Source organism: Vagococcus sp. QWL-13 (assembly GCF_058683555.1).
In genome coordinates this window covers 262,154-276,569 of the sequence record NZ_CM178746.1, presented here as the reverse complement: position 1 = coordinate 276,569, position 14,416 = coordinate 262,154, and the positions used below count along the sequence as shown (strand labels likewise).

Sequence of the window (14,416 nt, the reverse complement as noted above, 5' to 3'; positions counted from 1 at the left end):
TAGCCTATATTATAGCAATGTCAAGAAACTTTGACACTACTAAAATGAATTTAAATTTATAATGAGCTTATTTATCACCACGTCTATCCGCAAACAAAAATTGAGCATTTAAAATATCAAAGGAAGCACACTCGCTTATGTAATAATCTCTAAAATTTTAATTCTCCCATCACTTTTCTTTAAAATTAGTTAGTTATTGCATCTATAAAAATCACTCTCGTTCATTCATTGCAAGCCTTTGATAAATCTCTTTTGCTTCAATCAAGTGAGCCGGCTCTGTATTTGGACTTCCATCTGCATGGCAATTGACTAAAAGATATAATCGCCCATGAATGTCTGCAATACTCGCCAAGCATAAACCGGCCTTGCGAGTATAGCCTGTTTTGCCGCCAAGGATTGTTCCCCCCTCAAACCCTAAATATTCTCCTGACTTTATCATGGTACTTTCTAAAAGCACACCCTCTGGAGAAAAAACAGTCGGCTGGGAGATTTTTTGCTGGGTCATAAAAATCTCTTTAAACAGCGGGTATTGCAGTGCATATGTCAATAAACTTGCGATATCCTGCACAGTAGAGTAATTTCCTTTGTCGTCATATCCTATCACATTGGAAAAGTGAGTCCGCTTCAGCCCCAGCTCCTGTGCTTTATTATTCATCAACTCCACAAAGTCATCCATACTGCCCGACACATAATAAGCCAACGCTTCGGCTGCATCTGCCCCCGACGGCAATAGCATGCCGTACAATAAATCGTTGACAGTCACTGCATCATTGGCAGAAAATCCTGAGACAGCCATCCCTTCCATTGCCAGTCGATTCAAATTTTCTTCAGAAAGTATCACTGTATCGTTGAAGTTTTCCGTGGATTCGATGACACAGACAGCAGTCATCAGCTTTGTCAATGAAGCTATTTGAATTTTCTTGTCAGACTTTTTTTCCACGAGAACTTCTCCGGTTTCAAAGTCTGTCAAAATGACAGATTCACTTGTCAACCCTCTCAATGAGACTGCATTTTTTGATTGATTATGAAAAGCAAGCAGCAGACTTGCCATCCCCAGCAAAACAATAAGGCTGACGATCAATTTTTTCATAAAAAACAACCTCCTCTTCTTAATTACCAGTTAACCAAGAAAGAGCAGGCGATGTGTGAAATTAATCTTATATTACTCTTAAGTTTCCTTAAGAAATGGCAGTTCAATGGTAAATGTTGTCAAACCCTTTTGACTTTCAGCAACAATGGTCCCCTGATGGGCATGGATGATTTCTTTAGCGATGGCCAAACCTAGTCCGCCGCCGCCGTTTTTAGTACTGCGGGACTTGTCCAAACGATAAAATTTTTCAAAAATCATCTCCAGCTCTTTTGCCGGGATGGTCTTTCCTTCGTTACTTACCTTTATGGTCAATCGATTGTCATCAGATCGCTCAGCTCTTATTGTGATTTCACTGCCGGCTTTCCCGTAATAGACTGCATTTTTCAAAAGATTATTAATCACTCGGGCAATTTTTTCGGGGTCGGCGGTCATCGTTAAATCTTCTGCCACTTCTAAAGTGATTCTCTGCTGTTTTTCTTGCAGCATCGGATAAAATTCCTCTGCCATCTGATTGAGTAAAAAATGAACAGGAATTTCTGCCAAGTGAAGCCCCATGCTGTCTAAGTCAAAGCGAACCACATCAAACATTTCGTTAATCAATTCTTCCAGGCGATCCCCTTTTTCTAAAGCAATTGTCAGATATTTTTCCCGTTTTTCCAACGGCAGATCTTGGATATCACACAGAAGGTTCAAGTAGCCGATCATAGATGCCAAAGGTGTTTTTAAGTCATGGGCCAAATAGGTAATCATGTCTTTCGTCCGCTGGGATTCTTTACGGTATAATTCCTCCGCCTGTTGATAGTCATTCCTGACTTCTGCCAAGGGATAACCTAGTTCCGGATAATCTTCCAATAAATCTGCATCTTCATTTTTCATGAATTTGGGCACCGCTTTACCAAGCTCTCCCAGTTCTTTTTTCAACATATTGCGGATAACCAAAAATGTTGCCCCGCTGATAAGCAAAAGCAGGAGGATAGTCACCACGACAAAAAACATTTTAAAACGCGGCCAGTCTACCTCGCTCATGCCGATACCGGCAGCCTCATCATAGGAATAGCTTACAAGCATTTCATCCATCAATTTTCCGAGAGCCTTGCCGATGAATGTTTGATTGACTAGAATCATCAGTGCTATAAAACCACCTGTAATCAACAACAAGGTGTAGAGCATCTTCTTATAAAGTTTATTCGTCAATTTTATACCCCACTCCCCAAACCGTCTGAATATAGGCTCGCTGTTCTGATGTGTCTTCCAACTTTTCTCTCAAATGACGAATGTGGACCATCACGGTATTGCTGGAAGTCTCAAAGTATTTTTCCCGCCAAACTTCTTGAAACAATGTCTCTGTTGTGACAACGTGACCGCGATTTTCTAAAAGCAAAACTAAAATATCATATTCCTTCGGCGTTAAATTCACCGGCTGTCCATTCAGAGTCACCGTTCGCTTCACAGTGTCAACTTCTAACCCTTTCACCGTCAGCAGCTTCGTCTCAGGTTGAAGATTATACGCATGCACCCTGCGCAGCTGTGCTTTTACTCTTGCCACTAACTCCAGCGGTTTGAACGGTTTGGTTACATAATCATCTGCCCCCAGCGTCAATCCTGTGATTTTATCTAATTCTTCTCCCTTAGCTGTCAACATGATGATTGGGTAGGTGAACCCTTTTTCGCGAATATACCGGCATATTTCAAAGCCGCTGATATCAGGCAGCATGACATCCAAAATAGCGAGAGAAATTTCTTCTTCATTGATTTTCTTCAACGCCTCTTTCCCGGTTTGGCATACGTTTACCGGATAATTTTCATTTTTTAAATAGACTGCCACCAAATTAGAGATACTTTCTTCATCTTCCACCAGCAGAATTGTCATTTCCGTCCTCCGATCTCTTTCAAAAATAATCATAAGCAATGGGAAAAGCTGAGTCATGTTGAATCCCTTTTAAGAGCAACTTTAAAGTACTAGATTGATTGAGACTCTTATCACAAGCTTCTAACCAGTCAGAACTTTTCACCCTGTATATAGGTTCTATTGAATTTAAAATCTGATTTACCGTTTTTGCTTGAAAGACCGTTTAATTTACGGTTGTCTGACAAAATTATAGCCATATCTTGATGAATATTCAAATTTTCCAAGCATTTAAGGCAAAGGTGCATTTTTTATAAAATCAGAGAAAAACAACCAAGCGAACAATTCTCTCACAATTCTTCGCAAAAAATACCGCCATAACAATTATTTTCAGCAGGTTTATTTCAAAGATATAAACACTTGAGTACGATTCGGCTGAGAATGAAGAACGATTTCCCCTTCATGGAGAAAAATAATTTCACGGCAAAGCTGAAAACCTTTACCTGAACCGTGGTACTCACCCGGAGACAATTCTTTCCCGCTGTTCATTTTTTTTAATACGGTCGGCTCAATATGGGGGCCGTCATTTTCAATCATCATTTTTGAACCATCAATCTTTACTTTCACCTTAGTACTTTCACGAGAGGCATTGTCCAGCAAATTGACTAATAGCCGGTCTATCAGTGTTTTATTCCCATAAAAAGCTTGTTCTTCACTGATTTCCAATTGGAGGAGCGGGTATCTTTCTTGCAAATACTTGACTCTTTCTGAAAAATATAAACGTTCCCTTTTTATTTCTCCCTCTTTCAGGTCCCCCATAATCAGCAGTTGAGAAATAAGCACCATCAATTGTTCAGTTTCACTATAAATCAATTGACTCATTTCGATTTTTTCCTGTTCTGTTGTCTTAGTCCGGAATAAAAGCTCTGAGTACCCTGCAATCAGCGTCAAAGGTGTCCGCAACTCATGGGAAATATTTTGAATCGGGCGGTAAATCCTCTTCATCTGCCAATATAAAAAAATGCCAATAACCGTTGACAAGAAACAACCGAAAACCAAACTAAATAGTACCTGCTTGTTTTGCTGTCTGTACAAAGAAGAAATATCCTGAAAATATTCCACATTAACGCCTGAGCCATAATCAATTTTTTGCGATAAAACACGCTCGTCTTGATTTTTTGGCATAACCGCGGCATGATCTTCTTGTGAGTATGAATGTTTAATCTCAGAGATGCTGTCAAAAATAATCTGATTCTCTTTATTGATAAGATAATAAAAATCTTGCTGTCTATTTATTTTTTTTATATATTCTTTTAACGAATCCGGTGTGTCTTCAGCTAAGATAAGGTCGATCTGTGACAAGCTGTTCTTTTGATTTTGATAAAAATGAGCATGTTGTTCCTTCAACATCTGATGGAAAAAGAAACCGTTAAAAAATAAAATACCGCTAAAAATCAAGAGCTGAGAAAGAATGAAGGCTAATAAAAAGTTTTTTTTCCATAATTGCATCTTTACACTTCCAATCGATAGCCTAATTTATAAACCGTCTTCAGCGAATCCAACTTTAATTTTTTACGCAAGCGCTGGATATGAACATCAACGGTTCGCTCATCTCCTGTATAATCAAAGCCCCACGCCAAATCTAATAATTGACTGCGTGTCAGCGCAAGATTTTTATGCCGTATCAGCACAGTTAGCAGCTCATATTCTTGATAGGTCAGACTCACTGGAGAGCCGCCACGAGATATTTTGCGTTTTTCTAAATCCACGCTTAATCCATCCAGAATAAAAAGATTGTCTTCACGATTGAACCGCCGTAAAACGACTTGTACACGTGCGATTAATTCCGGCAAAGCAAAAGGTTTCACTATGTAATCTTCCGCCCCTAAATTTAATCCCTTTACTCTATCATCTAGCCCATCCCGGGCAGTCAAATAAATAATAGGTGTGTTCTTAAAACTTCCAAATAAAGAAAAGCCATCACTATCTGGCAAGTTGATATCCAGCAAAATCAAATCTATCTTTTCCTTTTCATAAATACGAAGAGCTTCCATGCCGTAATAGGCTTGGAAGCAGTGAAATCCGGCTATTTTTAACCCTGAGTTAACCAACTGATTGATCCCTCGGTCATCTTCAACAATTAAAATATTACTCATAAAAAAACCTCATTCTTCTCCGTGTGTAGATAAGGCAACCAAGACATTTTCAATTTCTTCTATCGCCTCATCGGGAAGGTCTTTAATCTTTCCTTCAGGATCAACACTATATTTCTGACATATTTCAATGATCGGAGTTTCTGAATCGATTTCGCTCGATAGAGCCGCAGTATCCGATGATAAAGTTTCTAAAGAATAGGCATATTCTCCCGCCTGATTCAAAACGACCTCTCCCGCTTTCTTTTCTTCATTTCTTGCTAAAATCGGACTATCCAGCCAAATGTCATAAAAGTCGCTTACTTTTTCCTCACTCAATAATTGCGGCTGAGAGAAAGCAGCTTCAATACTGCCCATACTATCAGTATCGGCAAGCACCCGTTGCGACAAATAGCGAGTGCCAAAGATACCGCCAAGAAATAATATCATGCTCCCTAAACTAATCAGCGTTAATGTAAGTACCATAGATTTTTTCATTTTTATCATTCCTTTCTTCTAATCATTATGATAAAGAAGAAATATTTCCAAGTTGTTAACAAAAAATTAACTCACGTTTTCCTGTCAACCGATAATAAATTAAATTATATTATATAGCAGTTATGTTGAGAATATAAATTAATGGTGTTGAAAACTGTTAAGCTAAGTCAATTGTATGCTTAAATAAAAAATTCCCATGGCATCTTACAGCAATCTGCTTTGTTAAAAGTATATCAGAAACACGTGGAAACAAGTGATTAGAATGACATTCTGAATGGACGTTAAAATCCCCCATCTTACTCTTGTTGCGATTTTTTAACATCCTGCAATTCCTTAGAATATTATCTATTTTTACCTATGTGGCTCATAATTCCCCGATCCATTCAAATCCACTGGAGCATCAATCGTTTTTTATTTAGGAACAAAGAGAGTAAGAAAGTCTTTCTTCCATTCTAAATCCAATGGCAATGCTAGGCTGGCATCTCCGTCTATTCGGGAATAAATTTTTTCATTGTCATTGGTTGGTGAAATTTTTAAATGTTCTGAATCAAAATAGGTCACACTTTTAACCTTTTTTAAACTTCCAGTGAAGGCGTAGCGTAAGAAAGAGGCCATTTTTTTAAATCCCATATCATGAAGAATACTGACGTGAAAAGCATTGGTGTCCTCGGGCAAATACTTGATGCCTCCCACCGAATCTGTGGTAGTAATCAGTGCAACCCAGACTTTCATCTTTTCTTTGCCCCGTTCTGATTCCAAAACCACAGAATGAGATTTATTAACGCCGATTTTCCTGAATGCTGTCAACGGATAAACAATGAGACCAAATTTTTTCTTCTCTTGTTGTCGCACATCATTGGAAATATCCGCCAATACCCCGATCGTAAAGGAACTGACAACAGCCTTTTCGTTATTGCATGCGCCGATACCGACCTTTTTCGTTTGACCCTCTAAGATTATTTTTATCGCTTTGTCCACATCCAAAGGAATCTTCCAGCGCCTGGCAAAATTATTGATGGTCCCCCCTGGAACGATACCTAGAGGGATGCTCTGTCCAGCTTGAATAAAAGCTGTGGCAACAACATTTAGCGTGCCGTCCCCACCGATAGCTATAATACCGTCGTAGCGAGGAATCTGCAGTTTCAAAGCATCTAGTGCTTCTTCGACTGTCGGTCTGGTCAATGTTTCTGTCACATGGCCATGCTTTGACATCTTCTTTTGAACTCGTTCGGCTATTTCGTCATTCTCGTTGTTTCCAGCACTGCTGTTGAAGTAAATTATAAATTTTTTAATCAGACTCACCCCTTTTTCTGTGGTATCTTATTGTATCAAATAATTGCACGAAAAAATAAATATTTTATAGATATTTCCTCTAGCAGTATTCAAATGACCCTGATGACAAAAAATTAAATATCAGCTCGACATATTTTCATTGATAATTTGACAAAATACGGCGCCATTCCTGCTGTGCATCTATATCTTGTGAGATTTCAAAACTATTTCCTCCCTCTGGCCAAGCCATTGGTCTTCCGTCATCGTCCATCACTTTGAAACCATCAGAGTACGCACCGGTACTCTCCATCTCATAAACAACCCCATTGTCACACAGCATATACTTAACGATAGGTCTATTTCTATCTGCCACAAAAGAATAGCCGGCTGCTGTTGTCCCGTTTTGCCGGTTCACTTCATCCGTTCTTCCAACCGTTCCAAAAACGGAATAGTAAAAAATCACACCGCCAATTTCGTGAATCGAATAATAATCATATCCCGGTCTGCCTTCAGGGTGTTGTTGTTGAACGAGCACTAAACCGTCCGGTGTTTCAGCATACCAGTCGCCCATACCGCTTGCTCATTCAGCAAATCAAAAGATTTTTCAACTTTTTATATTTTTGATACAATTATTGTGTACAAAATATTAGGAGGGTTTCTTTATGACTGACAAAGGTTTTAAAGACAGAGTGAAAGGCAAGGCAAAAGAAGTCGCTGGAGAAATCACAGGCGACAAGTCAACAAAAGCTGAAGGTTTGGTTGATCAGGCTGTTGGGAAGGCAAAAAAAGTGACCTCTGATATCAAAGAAAGTACCGAAGAACTTGTGGACAAAGCCAAGGATAAATTAGACGATGTGAAACACAAACTAGACAAAGACAAATAAATTTAAAGACTCCCAGCGTACGGGAGTCTTTTTAATATTTTTGATTACTCTGTATTATCAGCAGTTTCGAATTTATAACCTTGATTTTTCTACCAATTATTAGTAGTAATCAACAGCTGCTTCAGTCTTAATAATTGGATACCTGTCAGCTAGAACTTTTAAAATCGCTAATTTGCCAGTCTCGCTATATCCATAAAAATCACGGCACATCTGATATGCGTCAACGTCATCTTCGAATTTTACCAATTTTTGAATGATGCCATATCGACTGTTTCTTTTGCAAAATGCATAGCTGTCATCATCACAAACTACCAAATAACCTTTGATTGGATTTATTTTCATTTGTATTTCTCCCTTTCTGCTGATTACCGTAAACACTCACTTTTTTCTATATTATTAAAAAAACATTTGAATTAGCCTATAAAATACCATTTTATTTTATAGTTTCGAACTTATAGGTTCGTTTTGTGTTGCCTGGTTCATTACCTTGTAATATTATGGCTGGAGGTGATGAACTTATGAAAAAAGAACAATTGTATAATGTTCGAACTCGTGAAGGTAAACTTGTTAGACTATATCCTGTTGAAGATAGCATTTTTAAAGCGTTTGGGGATCTGGAACTACGCGCTTCAGTTGACCCTGAAACTAAAGAAGTAAAATTCTTTGCAGTTGACAGAAAAGAAAAAAACAAAAAATAGTTTATGGATAATCACTCTTTTTAAATGAAAGAGTGATTATGTCTTTCGCATCTGATTTTCCCTTATTTGTTCTAAGAATTCCTTTTTCCCTCCCGTTACTATTACGTTACATACTCGGCATTTTCTCTATTTCAACTATCTCTCTGAAAATTTAAAATAGTGGTTCTAATGAATACTTTATTTATTTCTCATAAATCGTTATAATAATTCTAAAAGGAGTTCATTATGAAGCGTATTATCCTACTATTTCCCTTTATTATTTTGTTGTTTTTAACGGGTTGTTCAAAAGAATCTGTTTCATCCCCTTCTGCTATGACAGGAAAAGAAATGACAGACATCACCGCATTATTCACTGGTATTTGGGAAATTGATGAACCTGATGTCCCGATTGAGTACATTTCACTTGAGATAGATAATAAAAAAGAATTGATCTATTCTAAAGCTAGTTCCATTGAAGAACTTCCCAAAAGTAAAGAAACATTGTTGTTTTCCGAACTGTCCGATAAGTCTTTATTTCTTCTAACGACTGATAATGAGGCTCAACTTAATTTTTATTTTGACGACCAGAACATATTACGTCACTATATATCCACCAACGATCCGAACGCCAGAGGGACATCCGCTCCATATAAATATAAACGTGTTAGTTCTGATTAGTTATAGTTATCAGCATTTCCTTGTTCTCTTTGTTGGAAAGTTAATTTGCTCGTTCATAAAATAAGCTTATTCTTTTATAGCTTTAATTTATGAAGGCGTCATGCTGGATGCAACAATGGCTCCCTTTTGGTTCTAAATTTTTAAAAATTAAATTTCATCGGAGTGGAGAAATCTGTTCCGTTTTTATTTGTCATTCCAAGGACTTTTAACTGCTCACCTCGGAACAATAATCATGCTTTGAATATTTCAAATAAAATCTTTAGTAGCCTCCATTTTTTGCTTCTCTAGATACCGCTCCATCTCATACTAACGCTGTTTTTTCAACTTCCACAAGTTTGTAATTTTCTATGTTATAAATTTTATCAGCAATAGTGAATAACCGTTCATCATGTGTTGAAATAATAATAATTTTATCGTTTTGCATCAATTCTTTAAAACTTTCTACTACAAGTTCAAAATTTGCTGAATCTAAATTTGTTGTTGGTTCATCCGCTAAAATAATTTTAGGGTTTAATATAAAACTCCTAATAATCGCTACCCTTTGTTTTTGTCCTCCTGAAATTTGTTTTACTTTTTTATTCAATAAGTCAAATATATTAAAGCGAACAGCTAATGCTTCTGCCCGCTGTTTCGCTTCAGTTTCGCTTATCTTGAAATGATACATAGAAGGTAAAATAATATTTTCCATCACTGAATAATCTTCAAGCAAAGTAAAGTCCTGCAAAATATAGCCTATGTTTTCATTTCGAAAGGCACTCATTTCTTTATCATTTTCTGGAAATATTATTTTTTTGTTGTAGTAATATTCTCCGGAATCAAAAGTTCTAATCCCCGATATTATATCAAGAAGCGTTGTTTTACCAATGCCGGAATCGCCTGTAAGTAAAACAACTTCACCTGAATCAGCTGTAAAGTCAGCATCAACAAAAACAGCTTTTCTATTGTAATACTTCGTTATTTTTTTAAGTTCCAACATTTAAAATACCTCTCATTTTTTTCCAAACAATTAAAATGATAAAAAGAATCACACTCATGTTTATTAAGAACAAATACATAATATCTGCCAAAATTAAATTAAAACGTGCTGAGTAGACAATTACTGTAAATAAAATAGTCGCCATTATGACTGGAAGCATAAATAACAAACTAAAATTGAAAACAAGTTTTTTATTTGACAAGCCTATCACTCGTAACATTTTTATTTCATCTTTAAGAAGTTTAAAACTAGAGGAAATAACTAAATAGACAATTAAAAGGCTGAATGATAGAAAAACCAACGAGAAAACTAAACCAAACATAAAATTACCAAAATAATAGTCATAGGTTTCTTGAAAACTTTGTTCAAATGAGTATAGACGAATGTGAAAGTTTAAGTCTTCGGCTGACCGTTCTATTTCTTTTATTGACATAGTATCAATGTTACTAACTAAAATATCGTTAAAAAAAGTAGGACTTAAATGCTTTGCTCCGATTTGTTCTTCAAGGATATCTGTAGTAACAGGGGTCATATCCTGTAACTCCCACTTCTCATTAGAGTTGAGAATATAATCATTTTTCCCTATAAACAAATTAGAAGTCCCGTCAGATTCGTAAAAGGTTTCTAATAGAAATTCATATATATTATTTTTTTCATCTTCTGTGTATTCCTTTACCATTCCGCTCCCGTTTACATTCGGTCTATATCGAAATTCGTAGAAATCATCTGACGCTCTATCTTTTAACGCTGTCAATAAAGGAATACTTCTTACTAATTGACTTGTTTCATTCCAAAGAAACAAATTCATTAGAAAAATACTGATACAGAGTAAAACAAACAAAAAGAACTTTTTTCTAAACATAATCAAATTTATTTTTTTCATATAATCTTCTCCAATATTAAATATAAGCAGATTTGTTTTATGATTAGTAAAAAAAACTTACCAAGAGCAGTATTAAAATACTCTTGAGATTCAGGTTTTTGTAAAAAAGTAAAAAAAGTATTTTAAAGACCATAATACCTGTGATTAGAGAAAGACCATCCAAAATCGTATTTTCAAGGATTTCCCTTTTGTGCGGTTTCCCAACAATAAAGTGTATTCTTATTTCTCTTTTATTAGACAAAATAGTCACAATAAAAACAGATGTATTAATTAATATCAAAGAAATAATAAAAAAAGTAGGGTATTATTGCTTTTTAAATTTATAAATATTCCTAATAGTAATACGGTATACAAATTTAATATGACCAATGATACTTTAGCTCTTCTTTTCATAATTTTTATAAATAATTTTAAAAAACCATTCAATGCTTAAAACATTGAATGACTAAAATTTATTATCTCTCTTTCTTTAAACATACTAACAACTGCTTTCCAGACGCATTGGGATTCATGGAATCCCAAATACTTTTATCACTCTGACGTGCTGGTGAAGGATTTAGCTGCTCATAACAATATTAAACCTACCTTAGTGGTTTCCACTTATTTACTCCATGCCAAATTCGATTAAAATTATATTATATTCGCATTATAACATGAAGAGTAGAGAACAAGAATGTTTACTCTGTTAAAAACTGTATCTTTAAGGAAAATTACAAAACATGGTCTATCAAGGAATTAAAGCATCGCAACCAAAAGTACAATGAAGCGACGTTACTTTTAACATTCAAGCTCTGCTTGCTTCCAACTATTCTAAGAAATAGGCCTTAATAGATTAATTTCTCAGCACACAACCCAGCCACAAAAAATAAAAACAAAAAAAAGAGAATGCGTATCACGTCTTCGAAACGTCCTAAGACGCCGACATGACACCATTCTCGTGGGTTTGGCACCCAATGGGCTGTGGGGGTATATATAACGACTTTTAATCAGTTTTAACGTGATAAAATCAGTATCTTTTCATTGCAAAACCAATAAAACAATTTCAATCAAATACATTTTATTATATCGTCTCCGAGGTCATTCTCGGAGTCAAAAAAAGGGCATCGAGATGGTAAGTTTACACAAATTGAGAGATATAGGGGGTCAGCCTCTTCATTATATTTTTAGTCAGATAGAAACAATCATGTTGAATTTTTACTACTCTGCTTAATGAAAGGTTGTTTTAAGAAACATTCGTTTTTTTATAATTTTTTCTCAATAGGACAATCAAACTTATCGTAAGAAGAAGAATTCCTAAAATAATTGCCGAAGTACTTTTTCTTGATCCAGTACGCGGTAATATTTTTTCTTTTTCCTTTTTGTCACTTATAAATTGATTTACCTTATCATTCTTTTTGTCAGGGCTTTCTGACGAGTCAATCGTTTCTGTACTGCTTTCCTCTGTTTTTTCCCGATAGTTATATATCACTTCTTGATTATCATCTAGGAAAACACCGGATGAATTCTTTGGTTCCTCTATCAATGTATAATTTTCGAAATGCTTCTTTTCAGTATGATAGCCTGTCCCTACATTTCCTTCCTGCACAATTGAATCAGTTAATTGTTGTCCTTGCTCATCTAGATACAATGTAGTTACTTTTGATCGTTTTAATCTTAGGCTTAAAACTTTTTCATGGTAATGCTCTGAATAATCTCTATCTTCTACATAATGGCGCCCTTCATTTGTATACCCTTTATTTGTGTTAGGCACAAGTAAACTTGATACGAGACTAATTTCACGTTCCGTATAATCCTCGGGTATTTTAATAGATACACTTTTTTTCAATCCAAACGAGATTGCATCGTCCCCTATACTTTTCCCAATCATAAAAACTGGCAGCGAGTTATTTCTTTCATTCCAAACATAAGATTTGTTTACTTCATCTATAAACTCATTATCAGTCATATTTTCAAAGATTTCATGTTGCCTAAGTCTTTCTAAATGATTCATATAATTATCAATATCCCATGGCTCGTACTCATATTCAGTATGTATGTAGTCTGTGTCGTTAAAGATAAAACGTTGCAACCCTAAATTAACTGGATATCCCTCATATAGATGGTTTGGTTCTACTGTTAAGTTAAGTTCATCCCCTGTTTGATATTGGTCCTTAAGCGGAGAAATTGTCAAGTTAATATCTTTTGCATCCTCATGATAACTAGTATAATGCTTCGTTTGATTTACCAATCCAGGATAACCATAAAGGTCTGTCCCACGTAGAAATGTAAAAATACTTATTGCAGTATTTAGAGTGTAGTCTTTAGCTGCAACTACATCAAATTCGAGATTGTCCAGTAACTTTATCTCGGAAAAAACATTTTCTGAAAACCTAATTTTTTGACTATCTAAAGGTATTATATCTAGATAAACATAGGAATAATTAGATTGAGTGTTGCTAAGATCCTCTAAAGTAATTGTCATACCTTGTTTCAAAAATTCTTCGTAAGTTACCTCTTTCGTAAACGGTGCCACTCCCGACCCATTTGGCCCAATCTCAACTCTGATATAAGCTACATCATCAGCAGTTGACAACTCTTCAAATATTAATGACATAGGCGGTAGCCGTATTCCTTCAATTAGTGTCCCATGCCATCCATCTCCACCATTTATGCCAAAATGTATTGAATTGAATTTAACAAGTTCCTGTTCCGGATCTATTTTTTCTTCTCTAGGATAAACGAACGGAGGTATAGTCAGATGATAAGACTCCCCAGGTAAAACACTCATAGGACTCTGCACAACTTCAGAAGCCTCGACCTCGTTTGCGTTTATAAAAAAACATAAAAAAAGTATACCCCAAAATTTTTTGGCCATTTTTAACATAATTATCTAATTTCCTCTCCAGTAATATTTGTATGATTTATTTTAATTTTTTTACTTCATCATTATACCTTTATACTATTGTATTTTCAAATTTTCTCCTACTATTTGTTAGCTAGTTCTTCCCCGTTAGCGTAATAAAATTTAATTACACACTCAGCTAATTCCCTAGCTTGATCGCTCGTCAAGTGAGCCTTCACGCTTGATGCTCCGCTCCCATGCTTTAGGAGTATTTGACAAACAGCTACTTATCTATATTTTTCAACATGCATAAAAAATCGACAGAAAAATCATCCCTATCAATTAATTTCATAGTTTAAATGATGTTAGTCCATCAATACTAAATCACGAACAATCTATATATTTTGAACTAGGGTTGCCCATAAAGTTGCCCATAAATTAAAAACCATAAAAAAAGAGAATGCGTATCACGTCTTCGAAACGTCCTAAGACGCCGACATGACACCATTCTCGTGGGTTTGGCACCCAATGGGCTGTGGGGGGATCGAACCCACGACCCACGGATTAAGAGTCCGTTGCTCTACCAACTGAGCTAACAGCCCAAAAACAAGTACCCTTAAATTCTATACCTATCAAAGCAAATAGTCAAACCCAAATTT

15 protein-coding genes and 1 tRNA gene are annotated in these 14,416 nt (G+C 35.7%); 3 read left to right on the top strand and 13 right to left on the bottom strand.

The window, feature by feature from the left end; all coding sequences use genetic code 11:
* Positions 1–211: 211 nt before the first annotated feature.
* The 8 genes from AC4PHI_RS01430 to AC4PHI_RS01395 form a co-directional block, all read right to left on the bottom strand.
* The gene (locus AC4PHI_RS01430) at positions 212–1,090 is read right to left on the bottom strand and encodes a D-alanyl-D-alanine carboxypeptidase family protein (RefSeq protein ID WP_492200554.1); all 879 of its coding nucleotides are present in this window, start codon (positions 1,088–1,090) and stop codon (positions 212–214) included.
* A 78-nt stretch (positions 1,091–1,168) separates the two neighbouring features.
* Positions 1,169–2,284: an ATP-binding protein gene (locus AC4PHI_RS01425; RefSeq protein ID WP_492200553.1), complete on the bottom strand. Its 1,116-nt coding sequence runs from the start codon at positions 2,282–2,284 to the stop codon at positions 1,169–1,171.
* Positions 2,274–2,960, bottom strand: a complete 687-nt coding sequence (locus AC4PHI_RS01420) for a response regulator transcription factor (RefSeq protein WP_492200552.1) — start codon at positions 2,958–2,960, stop codon at positions 2,274–2,276. Before AC4PHI_RS01420 ends, AC4PHI_RS01425 begins: the two co-directional genes overlap by 11 nt.
* 375 nt (positions 2,961–3,335) lie before the next feature.
* On the bottom strand, positions 3,336–4,445 hold the full coding sequence (locus AC4PHI_RS01415) for a sensor histidine kinase (protein WP_492200551.1): 1,110 nt from the start codon (positions 4,443–4,445) through the stop codon (positions 3,336–3,338).
* A 2-nt stretch (positions 4,446–4,447) separates the two neighbouring features.
* A complete protein-coding gene (locus AC4PHI_RS01410) occupies positions 4,448–5,092 on the bottom strand; it encodes a response regulator transcription factor (protein WP_492200550.1) in 645 nt (214 codons plus the stop codon).
* 9 nt (positions 5,093–5,101) lie between these two features.
* The gene (locus tag AC4PHI_RS01405; protein WP_492200549.1) at positions 5,102–5,566 is read right to left on the bottom strand and encodes a hypothetical protein; all 465 of its coding nucleotides are present in this window, start codon (positions 5,564–5,566) and stop codon (positions 5,102–5,104) included.
* A 411-nt stretch (positions 5,567–5,977) separates the two neighbouring features.
* Positions 5,978–6,868, bottom strand: a complete 891-nt coding sequence (locus AC4PHI_RS01400) for a diacylglycerol/lipid kinase family protein (protein ID WP_492200548.1) — start codon at positions 6,866–6,868, stop codon at positions 5,978–5,980.
* A gap of 127 nt (positions 6,869–6,995) precedes the next feature.
* Positions 6,996–7,409, bottom strand: a complete 414-nt coding sequence (locus AC4PHI_RS01395; protein WP_492200547.1) for a hypothetical protein — start codon at positions 7,407–7,409, stop codon at positions 6,996–6,998.
* Positions 7,410–7,500: 91 nt separating this feature from the next.
* Between AC4PHI_RS01395 and AC4PHI_RS01390 the strand changes: the two genes are divergently transcribed.
* A complete protein-coding gene (locus AC4PHI_RS01390; RefSeq protein ID WP_492200546.1) occupies positions 7,501–7,722 on the top strand; it encodes a CsbD family protein in 222 nt (73 codons plus the stop codon).
* 99 nt (positions 7,723–7,821) lie between these two features.
* Here the strand turns inward: AC4PHI_RS01390 and AC4PHI_RS01385 are convergent, their stop codons facing one another.
* On the bottom strand, positions 7,822–8,064 hold the full coding sequence (locus tag AC4PHI_RS01385) for a hypothetical protein (protein WP_492200545.1): 243 nt from the start codon (positions 8,062–8,064) through the stop codon (positions 7,822–7,824).
* A gap of 176 nt (positions 8,065–8,240) precedes the next feature.
* Between AC4PHI_RS01385 and AC4PHI_RS01380 the strand changes: the two genes are divergently transcribed.
* Both AC4PHI_RS01380 and AC4PHI_RS01375 read left to right on the top strand, forming a co-directional pair.
* Positions 8,241–8,420: a hypothetical protein gene (locus AC4PHI_RS01380; protein WP_492200544.1), complete on the top strand. Its 180-nt coding sequence runs from the start codon at positions 8,241–8,243 to the stop codon at positions 8,418–8,420.
* A 225-nt stretch (positions 8,421–8,645) separates the two neighbouring features.
* On the top strand, positions 8,646–9,077 hold the full coding sequence (locus tag AC4PHI_RS01375; protein WP_492200543.1) for a hypothetical protein: 432 nt from the start codon (positions 8,646–8,648) through the stop codon (positions 9,075–9,077).
* 301 nt (positions 9,078–9,378) lie between these two features.
* On the opposite strand, the gene AC4PHI_RS01370 is transcribed toward AC4PHI_RS01375, so the two are convergent.
* The 4 genes from AC4PHI_RS01370 to AC4PHI_RS01355 all read right to left on the bottom strand — a co-directional run bounded on the left by AC4PHI_RS01370 (position 9,379) and on the right by AC4PHI_RS01355 (position 14,359).
* Positions 9,379–10,053, bottom strand: coding sequence for an ABC transporter ATP-binding protein (locus AC4PHI_RS01370; RefSeq protein ID WP_492200542.1), 675 nt, complete (start codon positions 10,051–10,053; stop codon positions 9,379–9,381).
* Entirely contained in the window at positions 10,040–10,936 is an 897-nt protein-coding gene (locus AC4PHI_RS01365; RefSeq protein ID WP_492200541.1) for an ABC transporter permease family protein, read from the bottom strand. The genes AC4PHI_RS01370 and AC4PHI_RS01365 overlap by 14 nt, the downstream gene beginning before the upstream one ends.
* A 1,222-nt stretch (positions 10,937–12,158) precedes the next feature.
* On the bottom strand, positions 12,159–13,799 hold the full coding sequence (locus tag AC4PHI_RS01360) for a MucBP domain-containing protein (protein ID WP_492200540.1): 1,641 nt from the start codon (positions 13,797–13,799) through the stop codon (positions 12,159–12,161).
* Positions 13,800–14,286: 487 nt separating this feature from the next.
* A tRNA-Lys gene (locus AC4PHI_RS01355) sits at positions 14,287–14,359 on the bottom strand.
* Positions 14,360–14,416 lie beyond the last annotated feature (57 nt).

Bases quoted from the DNA above. Each gene is read 5' to 3' on its own strand.
- AC4PHI_RS01365 (WP_492200541.1), bottom strand. From the start codon at position 10,936: ATGAAAAAAATAAATTTGATTATGTTTAGAAAAAAGTTCTTTTTGTTT.
- AC4PHI_RS01375 (WP_492200543.1), top strand. From the start codon at position 8,646: ATGAAGCGTATTATCCTACTATTTCCCTTTATTATTTTGTTGTTTTTA.
- AC4PHI_RS01405 (WP_492200549.1), bottom strand. From the start codon at position 5,566: ATGAAAAAATCTATGGTACTTACATTAACGCTGATTAGTTTAGGGAGC.
- AC4PHI_RS01385 (WP_492200545.1), bottom strand. From the start codon at position 8,064: ATGAAAATAAATCCAATCAAAGGTTATTTGGTAGTTTGTGATGATGAC.
- AC4PHI_RS01410 (WP_492200550.1), bottom strand. From the start codon at position 5,092: ATGAGTAATATTTTAATTGTTGAAGATGACCGAGGGATCAATCAGTTG.
- AC4PHI_RS01430 (WP_492200554.1), bottom strand. From the start codon at position 1,090: ATGAAAAAATTGATCGTCAGCCTTATTGTTTTGCTGGGGATGGCAAGT.
- AC4PHI_RS01370 (WP_492200542.1), bottom strand. From the start codon at position 10,053: ATGTTGGAACTTAAAAAAATAACGAAGTATTACAATAGAAAAGCTGTT.
- AC4PHI_RS01360 (WP_492200540.1), bottom strand. From the start codon at position 13,799: ATGTTAAAAATGGCCAAAAAATTTTGGGGTATACTTTTTTTATGTTTT.
- AC4PHI_RS01390 (WP_492200546.1), top strand. From the start codon at position 7,501: ATGACTGACAAAGGTTTTAAAGACAGAGTGAAAGGCAAGGCAAAAGAA.
- AC4PHI_RS01380 (WP_492200544.1), top strand. From the start codon at position 8,241: ATGAAAAAAGAACAATTGTATAATGTTCGAACTCGTGAAGGTAAACTT.
- AC4PHI_RS01415 (WP_492200551.1), bottom strand. From the start codon at position 4,445: ATGCAATTATGGAAAAAAAACTTTTTATTAGCCTTCATTCTTTCTCAG.
- AC4PHI_RS01420 (WP_492200552.1), bottom strand. From the start codon at position 2,960: ATGACAATTCTGCTGGTGGAAGATGAAGAAAGTATCTCTAATTTGGTG.
- AC4PHI_RS01395 (WP_492200547.1), bottom strand. From the start codon at position 7,409: ATGGGCGACTGGTATGCTGAAACACCGGACGGTTTAGTGCTCGTTCAA.